General features: G+C 74.6%; 9 protein-coding genes. 2 read left to right on the plus strand and 7 right to left on the minus strand.

Annotated elements, in window-relative coordinates; translation table 11 throughout:
• Positions 1-9 precede the first annotated feature (9 nt).
• Positions 10-312, minus strand: a complete 303-nt coding sequence (locus ACFXPX_RS10280; RefSeq protein WP_380529286.1) for a hypothetical protein — start codon at positions 310-312, stop codon at positions 10-12.
• Positions 313-437: 125 nt separating this feature from the next.
• Here ACFXPX_RS10280 and ACFXPX_RS10285 point away from each other — a divergent pair, with 125 nt between their 5' ends.
• Positions 438-1655 carry a pyridoxal-phosphate dependent enzyme gene (locus ACFXPX_RS10285; protein WP_380640487.1) on the plus strand — a complete coding sequence of 406 codons (1218 nt, stop codon included), beginning with the start codon at positions 438-440 and terminating at the stop codon, positions 1653-1655.
• 151 nt (positions 1656-1806) lie between these two features.
• Positions 1807-3192: a hypothetical protein gene (locus ACFXPX_RS10290; protein WP_380640489.1), complete on the plus strand. Its 1386-nt coding sequence runs from the start codon at positions 1807-1809 to the stop codon at positions 3190-3192.
• Positions 3193-3282: 90 nt separating this feature from the next.
• Here ACFXPX_RS10290 and ACFXPX_RS10295 read toward each other — a convergent pair whose 3' ends face one another.
• The 6 genes from ACFXPX_RS10295 to ACFXPX_RS10320 form a co-directional block, all read right to left on the minus strand.
• Complete coding sequence (locus ACFXPX_RS10295) at positions 3283-4338, minus strand: zinc-binding dehydrogenase (RefSeq protein ID WP_375894453.1); 1056 nt, start codon at positions 4336-4338, stop codon at positions 3283-3285.
• Positions 4339-4394: 56 nt separating this feature from the next.
• Positions 4395-6077 (minus strand): phytoene desaturase family protein, encoded by a 1683-nt coding sequence (locus tag ACFXPX_RS10300; protein ID WP_380640491.1) that lies wholly within the window; start codon positions 6075-6077, stop codon positions 4395-4397.
• Positions 6074-7768: a phytoene desaturase family protein gene (locus ACFXPX_RS10305; RefSeq protein WP_380640493.1), complete on the minus strand. Its 1695-nt coding sequence runs from the start codon at positions 7766-7768 to the stop codon at positions 6074-6076. Before ACFXPX_RS10305 ends, ACFXPX_RS10300 begins: the two co-directional genes overlap by 4 nt.
• Positions 7755-17063 (minus strand): amino acid adenylation domain-containing protein, encoded by a 9309-nt coding sequence (locus ACFXPX_RS10310; RefSeq protein WP_380640495.1) that lies wholly within the window; start codon positions 17061-17063, stop codon positions 7755-7757. Before ACFXPX_RS10310 ends, ACFXPX_RS10305 begins: the two co-directional genes overlap by 14 nt.
• A 159-nt stretch (positions 17064-17222) precedes the next feature.
• Positions 17223-18080: a sterol desaturase family protein gene (locus tag ACFXPX_RS10315; protein ID WP_380640496.1), complete on the minus strand. Its 858-nt coding sequence runs from the start codon at positions 18078-18080 to the stop codon at positions 17223-17225.
• 337 nt (positions 18081-18417) lie between these two features.
• Positions 18418-19860, minus strand: coding sequence for a helix-turn-helix domain-containing protein (locus ACFXPX_RS10320; protein ID WP_380529277.1), 1443 nt, complete (start codon positions 19858-19860; stop codon positions 18418-18420).
• Positions 19861-19947 lie beyond the last annotated feature (87 nt).

Raw genomic sequence — 19947 nt, forward strand, 5'->3', positions numbered from 1 at the left:
CTCGCCCCCTCAGCCGACCCGCTTGGCGACCCTCTGCTCGGCCTCCCGCAGGTGGCCCGCCTCGTCCCTGAGCCGGACTCCCGCCAGCCGGTAGAACTCGGGGCTCTCGTGCGTGGCCATCCGGTCGGAGAGGGCCGCCGCCAGCTCCCCCGTGACCTCCACCAGGTCGGCGAGCTCCCCGAGCATCACGGCGGCCTCCACCGCCGGGACCTTGTCCCGCCCCCGGTCCTTCGCCTTCGGCAGCGCGTTCTCCCGCAGCTGCCGCCGCGCCTCGTCGACCGCGTCGACCATCGCCCGTATCCCGCTGTCCATCCCGCTCCCCTCGCTCCGCCCGTTGTCCGTCCTCGGACATCCTCGGACATCCCCGTCAGTGTCCCCCGCCGAACAAGATTCAAAAACCCGCCCGGTAGCACCCGAAGCCCACCTAGGCTACTTACATGGCAACCTCCGACTCCCTCGCAACCGGCCAGCGCTCGCTCGGCGACCCCACCCTCGACTACCCCCTCTGGCCCCCGCTGACCTCGGGCTGCCCGCGCACCAGCACGGAGGACGTCTCCTACCCCGTCGAGGTCGACTACGCCTACGACAAGGCCGACCCGGCCGCCCTGTTCGCGCCCGTGCGGGCCCGCGCCGGCCTGGAGCGCTGGGCCCCGCTGCTGCCCCCGCTGCTCGCCCCCGGCCTCGGCGAGGGCGCCACCCCGCTGGTGGAGCTCGGGCCGGGCGTGTACGTCAAGGACGAGTCCCGCAACCCGACCTGGAGCCACAAGGACCGGCTGAACCGCTGCACCACCAGCGCCGCCGTCGGCGTCGGCGCGCCCGGCATCGCGGTGGCCTCCTCGGGCAACCACGGCGCCTCGGCCGCCGCGTACGCCGCCCGCGCCGGGCTGCCCTGCGTGGTGTTCACCGGCCCGGACACCCCGCCCGCCGTGGACGCCTTCCTCAACGCCTACGGCGCCGTGGTGCTGCCCGTCCCGTGGGAGTCCCGCTGGCCGCTGCTGCGCCAGGTGGTGAAGCGCTTCGGCCTGCACCCGGTCAGCAACCTGACGACCACCCACACCGGCCACGCCTTCGGCCCCGAGGGCTACAAGACCGTCGCGTACGAGATCTTCCAGGACGTCGGCGTGCCGAGCGCGGTGTTCGTCCCCACCGGGTACGGCGAACTGCTGTACGGCGTCTGGAAGGGCTTCACCGAGCTGCGCCGGCTGGGCCTGGCCGACCGGGTGCCGCGGATCCACGCCTGCGAGTCGGCGGCCTCCGGCCCGCTGCACCGGGCGATCGCCGAGGGCGCCCCGGCCGCGCACGTGACGGTCGGCCGGAGCAACGCGTACTCGATCGCCTCCCCGGTGAGCGGCTACCGGGGCGTGCTGGCGGTGAACGGGAGCGGCGGCGCCGCGCTGACCGTCGACGACCGCCAACTCGCCGATGCCCAGCGGGAGCTGTCCCGGGCCGGGCTGTGGGCCGAGCTGTCCGCGGCGGCCGGCCTGGCGGGGCTGCGCAGCCTCGGCGCCGAGGCCCCGGCGGACGGTCCGGTGGTCTGCGTCTCCACCTCCAGCGGGTTCAAGGACAAGGGCATGGGCAGCCGCCCGACCGCCCCGGTCACCCCGACCTGGGAGGAGGTCGAGCGCCGGCTGCGCACCGCCGGGATCACCGGCTAGCGGGCGCGGCACGAAGTCCGGACGAGCAAGGCCGGAAGCCTGCTGTTCGTCGGGACGTTCGCTGACGTAGGGTCGGCGTTCGCCCACGCACAGCAGGCTTGCTCCGCCCCACCGTCCCCGCACCAACTCCCCCGCGTCGAAGGGTAGTCCCGTGCTCCTTTCCCCCCGCCGTCTGCTGCCGCTGGCCGTCGCCGTCGCGGCGGTCCCGGTGCTCGCCCTCCCGGCGGTGCTCTCCGCGGCCGCCTCGTACGGCACTCCGACGATCACCTTCTCGGCCGGGTACCTGTCCGGCGCGGTGGGCGCCACCGGCGACCCGACGGTGGGCGTCACGGTCGCCCAGAGCGGCGCCCCCGCCTCGGCGCTGACGGTCGCGGCCTCGGCCAGCACCAAGGCCTCGGTGGCCCGGACCGGCGACGTGACGGTGACCGGCGGCGGCGCCACCCGCACCCTGGCGGTCACCGCCCAGGGCGTCGGCTACACCGACCTGACCGTCAAGGTGACCGGCCTGGGCGGCAAGACCGCCACCCGGACCCTGCACTACGCCGCCTCGGCCGCCGTCCGCAACTCCGCCGCGAGCCGCTACCTGACCGGTTCCAGCGACGCCTCGGCCGCCGTGGACGCGGGCGGCGGCTACGTCCTGGTCGGCGACGACGAGTCCAACACCCTGCGGCTCTACGACCGCAACAACTCCGGTGCCCCGGTGCGCAGCTGGGACTTCAGCTCGGCGCTCGGCGTCAGCAAGGAGATCGACATCGAGGCCGCCGCACGGGTCGGCGACACGGTCTACTGGACGGGCTCGCTGGGCAACAACAAGGACGGCAAGGTCAAGCCCGACCGGCACACCCTGTTCACCACCAGGGTGACCGGCTCCGGCGCCGACACCCAGCTGTCCCTGACCGGCTCCTACCAGGGGCTGCGCGACGACCTGATCGCCTGGGACAGCGCCCACGGCGACCGCTACGGCTTCGCGGCCGGCGCCGCCGAGGGCCAGGCGCCCAAGCAGGTCGACGGGTTCAACGTCGAGGGCCTGGAGTTCGCCCCGGGCAGCTCCACCACCGCGTACGTCGGCTTCCGCGCCCCGCTCACCCCGGCAGTCACCGGCGGCCGGGCCCTGCTCGTGCCGGTCACCAACTTCTCGTCCCTGTTCGACGGTTCGGGCACCCACGCGACCATCGGCGAGCCGATCGAGCTGGACCTCGGCGGGCTGTCCGTCCGCGACCTGCGCCGCAACGCCCTCGGCCAGTACGTGATCGTGGCGGGCTCCTGGGCGGCCGAGGACAACTCCGCCCCGTACGCGCTCTACCGCTGGGACGGCCGGCCGGGCTCCAAGCCGGTCAAGCTGCTCGACCTGCCCACCAGCGACGCCGGCGCCTGGGAGGCCGCCCCGGACCTGCCGGACCTCGACGCCCCGGGCGCTCGCGTCCAGCTGATCACCGACAACGGCTCCGCCGACCTCTACGGCGACGGCACGGACGCCAAGGACCTCACCCACCCGGAGTGGAAGAAGTCCCGCAGCACCTGGTTCACCCTGGGCTGACCCGGGGCCCGCAGGCCGTCAGGCCTGCACCCCCGACCCCGCAGACCGGCCCCTCGGCCCCGCCAGGCCGAGGGGCCCTTCCGGCTCCGCTCACAGCTCGACCAGCACCTTCCCCCGGCTCGCCGAGCGGTCGACGTACAGGCTGCGGTAGGCGGCCGGGATGCTGTCGAAGCCCCGGTGGACGGTCTGCTGGTAGCGCAGTTCCCCGCTGCGGACCAGGGCGCCGAGGTCCCGGCGCAGCGCGGCCCAGTTCTCCTCGGTGAACCACTCCAGCGCGAAGATGCCGCGGATCACGGTGCGCGGGAACATGATCATCGGCAGCAGCCGGGGGCCCGCCCAGGCCCCGCCGACCTGGCTGCCCCACTGCCAGCAGACCGCGACCCGGCTGTCCACCGAGAGCATCCCGAAGACGGTGTCGGTGAGCGTGCCGCCGAGGCTGTCGAAGTAGCGGTCGATGCCGTCCGGGGCGAGCTGGGCGAGTTCCTTGGCCAGCCGCTCCGGGTCGTCCCCGTCGCGGTACTCCAGCACCGCGTCGAAGCCCAGCTCCCGTAGCCGGGCGGCCTTCGCCGGGGTCGCGGTGGTGCCGATCACCCGGGCGCCGCGGTGCCGGGCGAGCTGGCCGACCACCGAGCCGACCGCGCCGCTGGCCCCGCTGACCAGCACCGTCAGCCCGGGGCGCACGTCCAGGAACTTCTCCACCGTCCCCCAGGCGGCCATCCCGGGGCCGCCGAGCAGGCCGAGCGCGGTGGTGACCGGCAGCTGCTCGTCGTAGTCGGCGCGGTCCAGCCGCCGGAAGGCCGGGAAGACCATCGGGAAGGTGCCGGTCTGCCAGAGCCAGGACGCGCCGTTGCCGATCACGTGGCTGCGCCAGCCGCCGAAGCCCTGCACCAGGTCCCCGACGGCGAACCGCGCGGCGGGTCCGGCCCGCACCACCTCCATGATCGAGTCGGCGCCCATGTGGTCGCCGACCGGGGTGTCCAGCGCGATGCCCTGGAGGTACGGGTCGACCGACACCCAGCGCGTGCGCAGCAGCATCTCGTCCTCGGCGAGCCGGACGTCCACCTCCTCGACGACCTTCTCGTACATCCGGTCGACGTCCGGCACCCCGTCCACGTGCGCGCGGACGACCCACTTCTCGATCCGCACCTTCCCGGCGGTCAGCACGGACGCCGCGGTCCTCACGGATTCGTTCACGGACTGGCTCACGAGGTGACTCCAAACTGCCGGTCGTCGGGGCCGACCGGGTCGGTGATCAGGGTGGGCGGCGGAGCGTGGTCGTCCACCTCCGCGGTGAACGGCCGGCCGTCGTCGCGGCAGATGAACTGGACGACGTGCCGACCGGCGGCGGCCGCGCGGATCAGCCCGCCGGTGGTCGCCCAGACGCCGGAGAGGTAGAAGTTGGCCAGGCCGGGCAGCCCGGGGCCGTTGCGCTTGATCTCCTCCTCCAGGGTCTCCCCGCCCTCCACGAAGGGCTGCCAGCCGAGCACCGTGCCGTCGTAGTTGCCGGTGTAGCGGACCTGGGTGAGCGGGGTGGAGACGTCCTTGACGGCCACCGCCTCCCGCAGCCCGGGGTGGTGGCCGTCCAGGAACTCGATGACGGCGTCCCGCACCCGGCGCTTCTCCCGCTGGTACTCCCGGCCCCGGCCGACCGGCAGGGTGTGCAGCTCCTCGCCGCGCCGCTGCCGGACGGCCTGCTCGGGGCCGGTGCTCAGGGCCCGCCAGGGCGCGATGTCGCAGAAGTAGCTGGCGTAGACGACGGTGGTCCCGGCGGGCGACAGCTCGGGGTAGTGCCGGCTGCGGAACTGGATGTTGATGCTGGGGTGCCGGATGCCGGTGAGCCGCGCCGCGAACTCCTCCTCCAGCAGGTAGGTGCTGCACGGGTCGCCCGCCGGGAACGGCGTGCGCAGGCCGAGGAAGACGGTGAGGTAGCCGGGGAAGACCATGCCCGGCTCGGTCAGCGTCTTCGTGTACAGCCGGCGGTAGGTGTCGTTCAGGTAGCGGCCCTTGAGCAGGTCGAGCATGGTGGTGCGGCCGTCGCAGGCGGCCACCACGACGTCCGCCCGCACCTCCCGCCCGTCGCTCAGCCGCACCCCGACGGCGGTGTCCCGCTCGACCAGGATCTCGGTGACCTTGGCGTTGTACGTGATCTCCCCGCCGAGCCGCCGGTAGCGCTGCTCGACCGAGCGCGCCAGCCCCAGCGAGCCGCCCTCCGGCACCCCGGCGGACTGCCCGGCGTGCGAGGCGAGTTGGAAGTACGTCGGCAGCACCGGGAAGTTGGGGTGCTTCTCGTACAGCACGAAGTTGAACGCCTCGCGCAGCAGCGGGCTGCGGAACCGCGCCGAGTAGTCGCTCATCAGCACCGAGATGGAGCGCCGGATCACGTTGACGTACGGCAGGAAGGAGGCGAGCATCCGCCAGCGCTCCCACCGGCCCATCAGCCCGACCGGCTTGAGGAAGGGGTAACGGGTCAGCGCCAGGCGGAACTTGCGCAGGCCCGCGCAGAACTGCCGGATCTGCCGGGCGTCCTCGGGCGCGAGGTCCAGCAGGTGGGCTTCCAGCCGGTCCGGGTCGGAGTAGAAGCGCACCGCCCGGCCGTCCCGGGTGCGCACCACGTTGAACACGTCGAAGTTGCGCATCCGCTTGCCCTGGAGGGCGCCGAGTTCGAGCCAGATCCGGTGCATCTCGTTGCCCGGACCGCTGCCCAGCAGCCAGCTGACGCAGCAGTCGAAGGTGAACTCGCCGCGGTCCCAGGCGGTGCAGCAGCCGCCGGGCAGTTCGTGCATCTCCAGGACCTGGCTGCGGTAGCCGTTCATCTGCGCGTAGCAGCCGGTGGACAGGCCGCCGAGGCCGCCGCCGATGATGACCACGCTCTGCCTGCCGCTCATTCGCCCGCTCCCCGGTCCGGTGCTCCGACGGTGGCCCGGTCGAGTTGCGGCAGCCGGCCCCACTTGCCCGGGTGCCAGGGTTCGCGGTCCTCGCTGGGCCAGGCCCGGAACGGTCGGCCGAGTTCCTGGCAGAGGTACTGGGCGGCGTACCGGCCGCTGGTGGCGGCCCGGATCAGTCCGCCCAGCGAGGCCCACTGGCCGGCCATGGAGAAGCCGGCGAGGCCGGGCAGTCGCATCCGGTCCCGGTTGACCAGGCGGTTGGCGGTGTCCTCGGCCTCGGAGAAGGCCTGCCAGGCGAGGATGCTGCCGCGGGTGTTGCCGGTGAACCGCTCGGTGGTCACCGGCGAGGCGACGTCGACCAGTTCGATCCGGGCGCCGATCCCGGGGTGGAGGCGGTCCAGGAACTCCCGGACGAACGCGGCGACTTCCTGCTTGCGTGCCCGGTAGGCGCGGCGGTCGCGGTTGCGCAGCTCCTTCCAGGACAGGTAGTCGCTGAAGTAGGTGCAGTGCAGGACGGACTTGCCGGGCGGGGCGAAGCCCTCCGCGTAGTTCGAGCGCAGCTGCACCACCAGGCTCTGCTGGAGCGAGCCGGGCAGCCGGGCGGCGTCGGCCGGGCCCAACAGGTAGGTGGTGCAGTGCAGTTCGCCCGCCGGCAGCGGCCCGTCCAGCCCGACGAAGGCGGAGACCACCGCCGGGTAGAGGTTGCCGGGCTTCTCCAGCAGCTCGCCGTACAGCCGGTCGGTGACGGGGCTGGAGTAGCGGCCGCGCAGCAGCCGGTCCAGCACCGTCGGCCCGTCGCAGGCGGCCACCACGTGGTCGGCGAAGTACCGGGTGCCGTCGCGCAGTTCGACGCCGACGGCGCGGTCGTCCTCGATCAGGATCCGGTCCACCCGGCAGCGGTAGTCGATCACTCCGCCGAGCCGGGTGTACCGCTGCTCCACCGAGCGGGCCAGCCCGAGCGAACCGCCCTGCGGGAAGCCCGCGTTGCCGGTGTGGGCGGCCGCCAGGGTGTAGAGGTAGGGCAGCAGCGGGAAGCCGGCCGGCTCCTGGAGGAACATGGTGGGGAAGGCCCGGCGCAGCAAGGGGTCCTGGAAGCGTTCGGCGAAGCGGCTCATCGGGGTGGCCGCGGTGCGCCAGAACAGCCGGAAGGCGGGCAGCACGGTGCGCAGGGTGCGCAGCCGTTCGGCGGTGCTGCGCAGCGGCGGCGGGGTGAGGTCCCAGGGCAGGTCGAGGGCGACGAAGCGGCGCAGGTCGCGGCAGAAGGCGCGGATCGGCGCGGCGTCGCCGGGGGCGAGGGCCAGCAGGTGGGCCTCCAGCCGGTCCGGGTCGGTGTGGAAGGTGACGGCCCGGCCGTGTTCGTCGACGACCCGGTTGAAGGTGTCGAAGTGGGTCACCGACTTGCCGTCCAGGGCGCCGAGTTCGCTCCAGACCTGGTGGGCGCCGGTGCCCTCGGCGGTGCCGATCAGCCAGTCGATGCAGTAGTCGAAGAGGTAGCCCTGCCGGGACCACGCGGTGCAGCAGCCGCCGGGCAGCACGTGCTTCTCCAGGATCCGGGTCTCCAGCCCGCTCATCTGCGCGTAGCAGCCGGTGGCGAGGCCGGCCAGGCCGGCCCCGATCACGATCACCCGGGGCGGGCCTGCGGCGGTCCGCCCCCGGCGGGGCCAGTGCGGCCCGCGGTCAGCGGCGGCCATCGGCGGTGCCTCCCGCCAGGACGGTGGCGGCCAGTTCGGCGTTGCGGGCGGCGAACTCGCCGTCCAGCATCTCGGCGTGGCTGCCGTGCCCGGCGTGCACGGCGGTTCCGGTGGTGGAGGCGCCGTGCCAGGAGCCGGGTTCGCCGCCGGTGTGGACGGCGAGCCGGTCGCGCTCGCAGACCACGTCCAGCCGGGCCCGGACGGTGCCGGTGTTGGGGGTCCTGCTGCAGAACTCCAGGTAGTCCCTGGCCTGGTGCAGGGTCTCCTGGGCGACGATCCGGGAGCCGGTGTGGCGGTGCAGGTGGTCCTGGAGCTCCCGCTCGAACACGGCCACGTGCTCCTCCCCCAGGTCGAAGGCGTCCAGGACCCGGTAGGCGTCCACCAGCAGTACCGATTCGACCGCGCGCCCGCGCCGCTCCAGCTCCTTGGCCACCTCGAAGGCGAGATTGCCGCCGAGCGAGTAGCCGAGCAGCCGGTACGGTCCGGCCGGGTGCAGTTCCTCGACGAGGTCGGCGTAGCGCTCGGTCTTGTCGTCGCCGGTCAGGTAGTTGAAGGCGGCGATCCGGTGGCCGGGCAGGGCGGCGGCGAGCTGCCGGTAGACCAGTCCGTGGCCGCCCGCGGGCGGGAAGCAGAAGACCGTACGGCCCTCGGGCGCTTCGGTGTTGAACCACAGGTGGGGCTGCCCGCCGGCCACCTCGCCGGTGATGATCTGCTCGACGGTGCGGGCCATGCCGTGCAGGGTGGTGACCTTGAACAGCAGGCCGACCGGGATGCTGATGTTGAACTCGGTCCGGAGGTGGTGGATCAGCTCGATCAGTCGGATGGAGCTGCCGCCGAGCTCGAAGAAGTCGTGCTGGAGGCCGACTTCGGGCACCCCGAGCAGCTGCTGCCAGTGGGCGGCGACCCGCTGCTCGTAGAGGGTGACGGGCGGTTCGTGGCGCGCGCCGCCGGTGTCGGCGGCGGGCTCGGGCAGGGCGGCGAGGTCGACCTTGCCGTTCGGGGTGAGCGGCAGGGCGGGCAGTGCGGTGAGGTAGGAGGGGATCATCACGGTGGGCAGGTGCTCGGCGAGGTGGCGGCGCAGTTCGCGGCGGTCCAGCGTGACGCCCTCGGCGGGCACCAGGTAGGCGGCCAGGGCGGGTTCGCCCGCGCCGTCCCGGCGGACCGTCACGCAGGCCTCGGCGACCTCGGGCCGGGCGGTGAGGTGGGCCTCGATCTCGCCCGGCTCGATCCGGTGGCCGCGCACCTTGACCTGGTTGTCGATCCGGCCGAGCAGGTGGGCGGTGCCGGCGGTGTCCCAGCGGCCGAGGTCGCCGGTGCGGTAGAGCCGCCGGGGCGTGCCGTCCAGGTCCATGACCCGGAACCGCTGCTCGGTCTGGGCCGGGTCGTTCGGGTAGCCGGCCGCGACGCCCGCGCCGCCGATCCACAGTTCGCCGGGCACCCCGGCCGGGACGGGCTCGCCGTAGCGGTCCAGGACGTACAGCGCGCTGTTCGGGAAGGGCCGCCCGATCGGGACCATCCGGCCGGGTTCCAGTTCCTCGGCGTCACCCTCGTAGTAGCTGCTGTCCACGGTGGCCTCGGTCAGGCCGTAGGAGTTGACCAGCCGGGTGGCCGGGCCGCACAGGGCGCGCAGCCGGTGGTGTTCGGCGGCCTTCCAGGAGTCGGAGCCGACCACCAGCAGCCGCAGGAAGTCCAGCCGCAGGCCGTCGCGTTCGCAGTGCGCCAGCAGGGCGCGGGCCACGGCGGGGACGAACTCGCCGCAGTCCACGGCCTCTTCGCGCATCACCCGGTACAGCCGGGCGGTGTCGAAGAGCAGCTCGCGGTCGACCAGGACGAGCGTGCCGCCGGTGCCGAGGGCCCGGGCGAGGTCGCCGGTGAACACGTCGAAGGCGGTGCCGGCCATCTGGAGGTGCACCCGGGCCTCGGTGTCCAGGCGGTACTCGGCCCGCCAGCCCGCCGTGGCGGCGGCCAGCTGGCGGTGCTGGACCAGGACGCCCTTGGGCCGCCCGGTGGAGCCGGAGGTGTGGATCAGGTACGCGGGCCGGTCCGGGTCGGCGGCGGGCAGCGGCCCGGCGGCGGCCGCGGGCCGGTCCAGGTCGGCCGGGGTGACCGGCCGGGCGGGCAGGTCGGCCGCCTCCCGGTGCCGTTCGTCGACCACGACCAGGGTCGCGCAGGCGTCGGCCAGCTGGTGCGCCAGCCGGTCGGCCGGGTGCCCGGGGTCGAGCGGCAGGTAGGCGGCGCCGGCCCGCCAGACCGCCAGCAGGGTGGTGACCAGCTCGGGTGACTTGTCCAGGCAGACCGCGACCACCGAGCCCTCACCGGCGCCGAGTTCGCGCAGCCGGGCGGCGGCGCGCTGGGAGCGCCGGTCCAGTTCTCCGTAGCTCAGCCGCCGGACGCCGTCCCGGCCGGGGACGACCACCGCTACGGCCTCCGGGTGCTCGGCGGCGGCCTTGGCGATCAGCTCGGGCAGCGGCACGTCGTGGTCGATCCGCCGTCCGGCGCCGCTGAACTCCTCCAGCACGAGCCGCCGTTCGGCCTCGTCCAGGATCCGCAGCCGGCCGACCGGCTCGCCCGCCGGGGCCCGGGTCATGGCGTCCAGCAGATTGCGGTAGTGGGCGGCGAGGCGCTGGACGGTGCCGGGTTCGAAGAGGTCGGAGTTGTACTTGAACACGCAGTGGAAGCAGTTGTCCGCGCGGTCCTCGTAGGCGGACAGGGTGAGGTCGAACTGCCCCTCCTCCTCGGGAAGTTCGATGTACTCCAGGCGGTAGCCGAAGCGCTCCACGGCGACCTTGTGGGTGAGCAGGATGAACATCGCCTGGAACACCGCGGAGCGGCTCGGGTCGTGCTGGAGGCCGAGCCGCTCGACCAGCAGCGGGAAGGGGTACTCCTGGTTGTCCAGCCCGCCGAGGACGCTCTCCCGCACCCGGGCCAGCAGTTCGGTGACGGTCGGCTCCCCGGCCAGGCTCACGTGCAGCGGCAGTGGGTTGACGAAGTAGCCGTAGACGGAGGCGAACTCCTCCTGGGTGCGGCCGGTGACGGGACTGCCGACCACGATGTCCGGCTGGCCGGACCACCGGTGCAGCAGCAGGTAGTAGGCGCCGAGCAGCACCATGAACGGGGTGGCGCCGTTCGCCCGGGCCAGCTCGTGCACCCGGGCGGTCAGTTCCTCGTCGATCCGGAAGAACTCGGAGGCCCCGTTGTGGGTCTGCACGGCCGGGCGGGGCTTGTCGGTGGGCAGGGCCAGCACCGGCATCCCGGCGGGCAGGTGGCCGCGCCAGTAGTCGAGCATCCGCTGCGCCTGCGGCCCGGCCAGGAAGCGGTTCTGGTGGTTGAGGAAGTCCAGGTAGCGGGCGGCCACCGGGGGCAGTTCGGGGGTGCGGCCGCGGCGCAGCGCCTGGTAGACCTCGAACAGCTCCTCGATGAAGGTGAAGGTGGAGATCGCGTCCGAGACGATGTGGTGCACGGCCTTCATCAGCACCCAGCGGTCCGGGCCGCGCCGGAACAGCCGCAGCCGCACCAGCGGGTCCTCGGCCAGGTCGTACGGCCGGCGGTACTCGCGGACGATCAGCGCGTGGATCTCCTTCCAGGGGCGGCCCTCGACGTCGAACAGCGCGGTGTCGGCGACGGCTTCGGCGCGGATCCGCTGGACGGGGCGGCCCTGCTCGGCGGTGAAGGCCGCGCGCAGTCCGGGGTGCCGGGCGACCAGGTGGGCGAAGGCGGTGAACATCAGCTCCGGGTCGAGTTCGGCGCGCACCTCGACCGCGCCGCCGATGTTGTACGCGAAGCCGTCCGGGTGGAGCTGGCGCAGGAACCACAGGGCCTGCTGGTTGTGGGTGAGCGGGTAGCGGGCCTCGTCGGTGTGGAGTTCGACCTCGGCCTGCTGCGGGCCGCCCTCGGCGGCGAGCAGCGAGTCCAGGCCGGCGGTGAGCAGCTCGACCAGGTCGGCCACGCTGCCGTTGCTGAGCAGCGCCACCACCGGGAGGGCGACGCCGAGTTCGCCGTGCACCCGGGCCCGCAGCTCCATGGCGAGCAGCGAGTCCAGGCCGTGGGCGCCGAGTCTGGTGTCCGGGGTGATCCGCTCGACGGCGGTGCGCAGCACGGCGGCGGCGGCCGCGCCGAACCGTTCGGCGACCAGCTGTCGGCGGGCCTGCGGGTCGGCGGCGCGGTAGCCGTCCAGGAAGCCGCCGGTCTCGGCCGGGGCCTGTGCGGCGGCGCCGGCCGCGAGCTCGGCGACCAGCGGCGGCGGGGCGGGGTACCAGGCGAGGAAGGTGGGCCAGTCGACGACGGTGGCGACCAGCAGCTGGGCACGGTCCTGCCCGAGGACGCGTTCCAGGACGGCGGTGCCGGCCTCGGGGGGCAGCGAGCTCATGCCGCGGGCGTCGCGGTAGTGGGCGACCAGGCCGAGTTCCTCGATCATGCCGGTGGCCCAGGGGCCCCAGTCCAGGCTGAGCGCGGGCCGGCCCTGGGCCCGGCGGTGGTGGGCGAGGGCGTCCAGGAAGGCGTTGCCGGCCGCGTAGTTGGTCTGTCCGGCGGTGGTGAGCAGCGAGGCGACGGAGGCGAACAGCACGAAGTGGTCGAGCGGTTCGTCGGCGAGCAGCCGGTGCAGCAGGTGGGCGCCGGCCACCTTGGGGGCGTACCCGGCGTCGAAGGCGGGCCGGTCCATCTGCGCCAGCAGGGTGTCCCTGACCTGTCCGGCGAGGTGGAACACCCCGCGGATGGGCGGGAGTTGGCGGCGGCGGTGGTCGGCGAGCCAGGCCGCGAGGGCCGGTCCGTCGGTGACGTCCACGGTGGCGAGCAGCGGTTCGGCGCCGAGCGCCTCCAGTTCGCGCAGGAAGGCGATCCGCTCCCCGGCGGGTGTCGCGGGGTCGACGGCGTGCCAGTCGGCGCGCGGCGGCAGGGCGGTGCGGCCGACCAGGACCAGCCGCCGGGCGCCGCGCCGCACCAGGGTGCGGCAGAGCAGCCGGCCGAGCGCGCCGAGCCCGCCGGTGACCAGGTAGCAGCCGTCCGGGCGCAGCACCGGCGGCAGCGGCCGGGTGAGGCCCTCGGCGGGGCGCAGCCGACTGGTGAGCCGGCGGCCGGCCCGCAGGGCGAGTTCCTGTTCGGCGTCGGCGGGGCGGTCGCCCGGGTGGTCGCCCGCGTGGTCGCCCGGGCGGGCGGCGGCCGGGTCGGCGAGTTCGGCGAGCAGGGCCGCGGCCTGGTCGGCGGCCGGCCGGGCCGGGTCCAGGTCGATCAGGCTGCCGCGCTGGGCGACGAGTTCCTGTTGCCAGAGCACCCGGCCGATGCCCCAGGCGGGGGCGCCGAGCGGTTCGACCCGGTCCTGCGGGCCGGTGGCCTGGGTGCCGCGGGTGACGATGTGCAGCCGGCCGTCGGGGCGGGCGGCGGCCAGCGCCCGGGCGAGGGTGATCAGCGAGTAGGCGCCGTGGGTGGCGAGCCGGTCGAGCTGCCCGGGGTCGCCGGGGTCGAGGGCGTCCAGGGCGGGCAGGTCGAGGTTCCACAGGTGGACGACGGTCCGGTGGGCCGGGTCCAGCTCGGCGAACAGCCGCTGGAGGTCCTTGGCGGAGTCGGGCCGTACGGTCGTCCCGCCGTCCCCGGTGGCGTACGAGGGGCCGGGCCGGACGAGGTGGCAGCGGGCGCCGCGCCCGGCGGCCAGGGCGGCCAGCCGTTCGGCGAGGCCGCCGGCGTCGGCGAACAGCAGCAGGTCGCCGGTGGGGGCGTCGTGCGGCGCGGCCGGGGCGTCCTGCCAGGCGAGTTCGGTGAGCCAGCCGTCGATGGTGGCCAGGCCGACCGAGGCGGCCGCCCGGGCGACGTCGGCGACCTTGAAGCCGGTGATCCGCCCGAGCGGGGTGCCGTCCTCGGCGTACAGGGCGAGGTCGCCGACGAGTTCCTCGGTGCTCTCCCGGATGACGGTGGCGTGCGCCCAGATCGGGCGGTCGCCGATGGCGTCGAGCCGGACCTCCTCGATCGAGACGGGCAGCCGGACGCTGCCGTCCCCGGGAGCGTGCAGCCGGGTGGTGAGCAGGGTCTGGAAGCAGGCGTCGAGCAGCACCGGGTGGAGGTGGTGGTCGGCGGCGCCGGGGCCGAGCCGCTCGGTGGGGCGGATCCGGGCGAGCGCCTCGCCGGGCCCGGCCCAGACCTCGGCGACGGCGCGGAAGGCCGGCCCGTAGTCGTAGCCGCGCTCGGCCAGCCGCCGGTAGCAGTCCGGGCCGTCGAGGTGCTGCCCGCGTTCGCGCAGCGCGTCGAGGTCGGCGGCGGGGCCGTAGGAGCGGCGCTGGCCGGTGCGGACCCGGCCGCCGGCGTGCACGGTGGGTTCGCCGCCGGCCGGGGTGGCGGCGATTGTGAAGCGGGCCTCCTCGGGGGCGTAGCCGAGCTGGACGGGCACGGGTTCGGTGTCGGAGAGGAACAGCGCCCGGTGCAGTTCGACCTCGGCCAGCACGACCTGGCTGCCGCCGGTCAGCGCGCGGACGGCCTGGGCGGCCATCTCCAGGTACCCGGCGGCGGGGAAGACCGCCCGGCCCTCGATCCGGTGGTCGTCCAGGTAGGGCAGCCGCTCGGGGTCGAGCGCGGTGGTCCAGGTGGGCTGGGCGGCGGCGGTGCGGCGGCCGAGCAGCGGGTGGTCGAGCTGCCCGAGCCGGACCTGCTCGACCGGCTTCGGCTCGGTCCAGTGGCGCTCGCGCCGCCACGGGTAGCCGGGCAGCGGCACCGGGCGCCCGGCCGGGTGCAGCGCGTGCCAGTCCAACTCGACGCCGAGGGTGTGGAGTTCGGCCAGGGTCCGGGCGACGCGCTCGGGTTCGTCCTGCTGCCGGCGGATCGACGGCAGGGTGTGCGCCTGCTCGGCGCACTCGCGGATCGCGTGGCCGAGCACGGGGTGCGGGCCGATCTCCAGGAAGAGCCGGTGCCCGTCCTCGGCCATCCGCTCGACGGCGGCCCGGAAGCGCACCGGGTGGCGGACGTTGTGCCACCAGTACCCGGCGTCCAGCTCGGGCCCCAGGGCGAGCCCCTCGCGGGCGGTGAGGTGGAGCGGCAGCCGGGCCCGCTGCGGCCTGATCCCGGCCAGGGCGGCGGTGAGTTCGGCCCGGATCGGGTCCATCCGCACGCTGTGGTAGGGCACTTCGACGTCCAGGAGGCGGGCGAAGACGCCCTGCCCTTCGAGCGCGGCGGCGAGTTCGCGCAGCGCCTCGGTGTCCCCGGCGAGGGTCACCGCGGAGGGGCTGTTGACGGCGCCGAGCGAGACCCGGTCGCGGTACGGGCGGATCCGGCGCTCCGCCTCGGCCTCCGGCAGGCCGACGGCGAGCATCGAGCCCGTCCCGGCCAGCCGCTGCTGGAGCGAGCTGCGGGCGAGCACCACCCGGACGGCGTCGGCCAGGTCGTAGACCCCGGCCTCGTGGAAGGCGGCGACCTCCCCGGTGCTGTGGCCCACCACCGCGTCGGGGTGCACGCCGTGGCTGCGCCAGAGCGCCGAGAGCCCCAGCTGGACGGCGAAGTTGGCGGGCTGGGCGAGCCAGGTCGCGGCCATCCGGGAGTCGGCCTCGTCCCGGCCGAGTTCGTCCAGCAGGGACCAGCCGGCCTGGGCGCGGATCTCGGCGTCCACGGCCCGGACGGCCTCCCGGTAGACCGGCTCGCTCTCGTACAGGCCCCGGCCCATCCCCCACCACTGCGGGCCCATGCCGGTGAACACCCAGGCCAGTCGGCGCTGTTGACGCTCCCGGGCCAGGCCCCGGACGACCCGGGGGTGGTCCTCGCCGCGTTCGTGGGCGGCCAGCGCCTCGGCCAGGTCGGCGGGCCCGGTGTGCACCACGGCGAGCCGCTCGGGCAGGTGCTCGCGGCGGTGCGCCAGGGTGTGGCCGAGGTCCGCCGGGCAGGTCCCGGCGGCGATCTCCTGCCGTACGGCGGCGGCGAGTTCGGGCAGTCCGGCGGCGTCCCGGGTGCTCAGCGGCAGCACCGTGACGGCCGGTCGCCGGGCAGGGGCGACCGGGGCGGGCGGCGGCGGTTCCTCCAGCAGGACGTGGGCGTTGGTGCCGCCGAAGCCGAAGGAGTTGACGCCGGCCCGGGCCGGCCCCTGGTGCTCGGGCCAGTCGACCGGGGCGGTCGGGATGTCGAAGGGCAGCGCGGCCAGGTCGATGGCCGGGTTGGGCCGCTCCAGGTTGAGGTGCGGCGGGATCCGGCGGTGCCGCAGGGCGAGCGCGGTCTTGATCAGTCCGGCGACCCCGGCGGCGGCCTCGGTGTGCCCGATGTTGGTCTTCACCGAGCCGACGTAGCAGCGCTCCCCCTCGCGGCGCCCGATGCCGAGCACCCGGCCGAGCGCGGCCGCCTCGATCGGGTCGCCGACCGGGGTGGAGGTGCCGTGCGCCTCGACGTACTGGAGGCTGCCGGGCAGCACCCCGGCTCCGGCGCAGACCCGTTCGATCAGGGCGGCCTGGGCGTCCGCGCTGGGGACGGTGATGCCGTTGGTGCGGCCGTCCTGGTTGACGCCGCTGCCGAGGATCACGGCGTGCACCGGGTCGCCGTCGCGCAGCGCGTCGGAGAGCCGCTTGAGCACCACCACACCGACCCCCTCGGCCCGCACGTAGCCGTCGGCGGCGGCGTCGAAGGCGCGCGAGCGGCCGTCGGCGGAGAGGAAGCCGCCCTTGGTCTCGGCGATCGTGTACTGCGGCGCCATGTGCAGCAGGGCGCCGCCGGCCAGGGCGAGTTCGGTCTCGCCGCGGAGCAGGCTCTGGCAGGCCAGGTGGACCGCGACCAGGGAGGAGCTGCACGCGGTGTCGATCGAGACGCTGGGGCCGCGGAAGTCGAAGCAGTGCGAGATCCGGTTGGACACCATCGTCATCATGGTGCCGGTGGCGGTGTGCGCGGCGATGGTGGTGAAGTCCAGGTCGGCGAACTGGAGGATCTTCCAGTCCAGCGTGAAGGCGCCCATGTAGACGCCGACGTCCCGCCCGGCCAGCGCGCCGGGGCGCAGCCCGCCGTCCTCCAGCGCCTCCCAGCTCACCTCCAGGAGCTTGCGCTGCTGCGGGTCCATGTGGGCGGCCTCGCGGGGGCTGATCCCGAAGAAGGCCGGGTCGAAGGTGTCGAAGCCGTCGATGTAGCCGCCCCGGCCGCCGATCAGCCGCCCCGGCTTGGCACGGTCACGGCTGCCCAGGGTGCCGGTGTCGTACCGGTCGGCGGGGGTGTCGGTGAGACAGTCCCGGCCCTCGATCAGGTTGCGCCAGTAGGTCCGGTGGTCGTTGGCGTGTCCCGGCAGGCGGCAGCCGATGCCGGTGATCGCGATCCGTTCGCAGGGCACGGCGAAGGGCGAGGTGGTCATGGTCCAATCCGAGGGTGGTGGCGGGGACGGCACGGGGCACGGGCGGGGCGGCTGCCCGGGGACCGGTCGGAACGGGGGCGGGTCGGAACGGGGCGGGAACGGGGGCGGGTGGGAACGGGGCGGGAGGTCGACGAGCGGTGACGCGGGGGGCCGTTGGGGTCAGGCGGACTGCTCGGTGGTCTTCATCCGGCGCCAGGGGTGCAGCAGGGTGGCGCCGAGCTCTCCGGTGGTCGGGAACGCGGCCGGGTCGGTGAGGCCGACCGCTTCCGGGATCCGCCCGGGCCGCCAGGTGAAGCTCCCGAACACGTGGTCCCACAGCGACAGGTCGGAGGCGTAGTGGCCGGCTTCGGCGAGGTCGGTGCTGTGGTGCAGGCGGTGGAGTTCCGGGCCGGCCAGGACGTGGCCGAGCCAGCCGATCCGGACGTCGATGTTGGCGTGAACGAAATACCCCTGCGCCATCACGAATATTCCGACCACGAACACCGAATCCGCCGAGAATCCGATCATCGCCAGCAGGAGTTGGACCACGGACTGGGCGAACAGCACGTCCAGGAAATGGTTGACGCCGTTGTTGGCGACGTTCACCTTGTCCGGCACGTGGTGCACGCCGTGCAGTCGCCAGAGCCAGCGGTTGCGGTGCGACCAGCGGTGCACCAGGTAGTCCCCGAGCGAGCCGATCAGCAGGGCGAGCGGGATCTCCAGCGCGAACGGCAGCGCCGGACGGGCCGGACCGAGCGCCACCACCAAGGTGGTCACCAGCCCCTGGGCCAGCCCGCCGCCCACCATGCTCAGCACGAAGTACACGCCGTACCAACGCAGTTCACGCCCGCTCGGGTGCCAGTCGGTCCGGTACGGGATCACCCGCTCCAGCACCGCCAGGTAGCAGATGACGGCGATCAGCACGAGCGGGGAGACCTGGTCGGGCGCCCAGTGGAAGCACAGTGTCGCGACGGCAGTGCACAGCACCCCCAGGAGCAGCAGCGGATGGGCGAGCCGGCGTGCGATGGCTGACAGCACGCTCCCCCTAGTTCTTCGCGGACTAACGAATGGAAACGTCAGAGACTCTAGCGGGAGGCGCAGGCGGGGTCAGTCATTCGACGTGTTAACGCCATGAATAACCCGATCGGAGGAAGATCCGCACACGAAGTTGACAAATCGGCGGCGTGAAGAGGGCGCATTCGAGGGTGGGTCGGGTCAGGCCGGAGCGCGGCGCGCGCGATTCCCGTACGGTCCGGCGCCCACGCCCCCTCCGACGCCCACCGCACGTCGGGGGCCGACGGGCCGGGGGCCGGGGTCCGGCGGGAGCGGGCGATCAGGGGCCGACAGGAGCGTCCGAGAGCGGGCCGGCGGGGGCTCAGGAGCCGGCCAGCTCCGCCAACCGGTCGGCGGTCCGCGGCCCGTACCGCGCGAGGCGCTCACGCAGGCCGCGCAACTCGTGGCCGACCAGCGCGGGCAGCGCGGCCACCGGCACCGACTCCAGGGCGGGCGCCAGCAGGTCCACGGCCGTGCGCGGATCGTGCGCGCAGGCGTGGCAGTCGGCCGCCCGAACGGTGAACAGCAGCCGACTGGACGGCAGCTGGGTCGGCCCGAGCAGGCCGAGCGCGGTCTCGGTGGCCGCCAGCGCCCGCCGGGCCAGCCGGGGATCGTCCACCGCGGCGGCGAGGTCGCGCAGCGCGGCGGCCGCGGCGGACTCCACCCGCAGCCGCATCGAGGCGATGGACAGCCACGGCACGTCCGCCTCGTCCCGGGCGTCGATGTGCTCCAGGTGCGCCCGGGCCAGCGCGATGTCGCGGACGGTGCCGCGCACGTCCCCGGTCAGGGCCCGGGCCCGGGCCCGGCTGATCCGGCCCATCGCCCCGGCCCAGGGCCGCCCGGGCGCGACCCGGTCGATCTCCCGGGCGTAGCCGAGCGCGGCCACCGGGTCGCCGTCCAGCCGGGCCAGGATGCTGAGGTCGCTGAGCGTGCCGACCTGGGTGGCCCGGTCCCCGGCCAGCCCGGCCCAGGTGAGCGCCCGGTCGAAGCAGGCCATGGCGGTGGCGTTGCGGCCGCCCTGCATCCGCAGGGCCCCGGCGGCGTGGGCGTGTTCGGCGGCCAGCCGGGCCAGCGGGCGGCGCTGGGCGGCGGGGGCGACGGCCAGCCGGGCGAGCACCACGTGCAGGGTGCGTTCGACGGCGGCGACCAGCCCGGCCAGGGCGCCGGTCTCGCCGGCCCGCAGCTGGGCGGCGAGCAGCCCGGCCAGGGCGTGCGCGGTGGCGGCGTCCAGCGGCGGCGCGGTGGCCGGGTCGGCGGCACGGAACTCCTCGCACAGGAGCGCGAGTTCCCCCGGCGGCGGGACGGCGCAGCCCTCGGCGTCGTGCAGCGGGCAGAGCAGTCCGTAGTCCGGCAGCCGGGCCGGGGCGAGCAGGACCGGTTCGACGGGAGTGGGCACGGCGGCGGACCCGGGCCCGACCGGCACCCCGTCCGGCACCCCGCCGGGTAGCGGCGGCCGGAGCAGGCCGGGGGCGAAGGGGGCCGACAGCGGCAGTCCGGCGGTCTCGGCGCGCAGGCAGGCGGCCACCAACTCCCCTCCCGCATTGAGGAGTTCGTCGATCCGCTCGGCCATCCTGGGGGCGACCCGGCGGGAGCCGTGCTCGATCTTGCTGACCGCGGTGTGGTCGTAGCCGATCCCCGCGCCGAGCTGCGCCTGGGTGAGTCCGGCCCGGCGCCGCCAGTGCCGCAGCCGGGCGCCGAACTCCCTCCAGGCGCCCGCCTGCTGGACGTCCGGTGGCGAGGCCGGGGCCGAACGGTTCCGGTGCACGGCTGTCCTCCCCCTGTACGCCCCCGACGCGGGGCCCTGGGACGAGTCCGACGAGGAGGACGGTACTCGATGGCTCCCCTCCCGTAC

The organism is Kitasatospora sp. NPDC059146 (genome assembly GCF_042786665.1).
In the GTDB taxonomy this organism is placed as follows: domain Bacteria; phylum Actinomycetota; class Actinomycetes; order Streptomycetales; family Streptomycetaceae; genus Kitasatospora.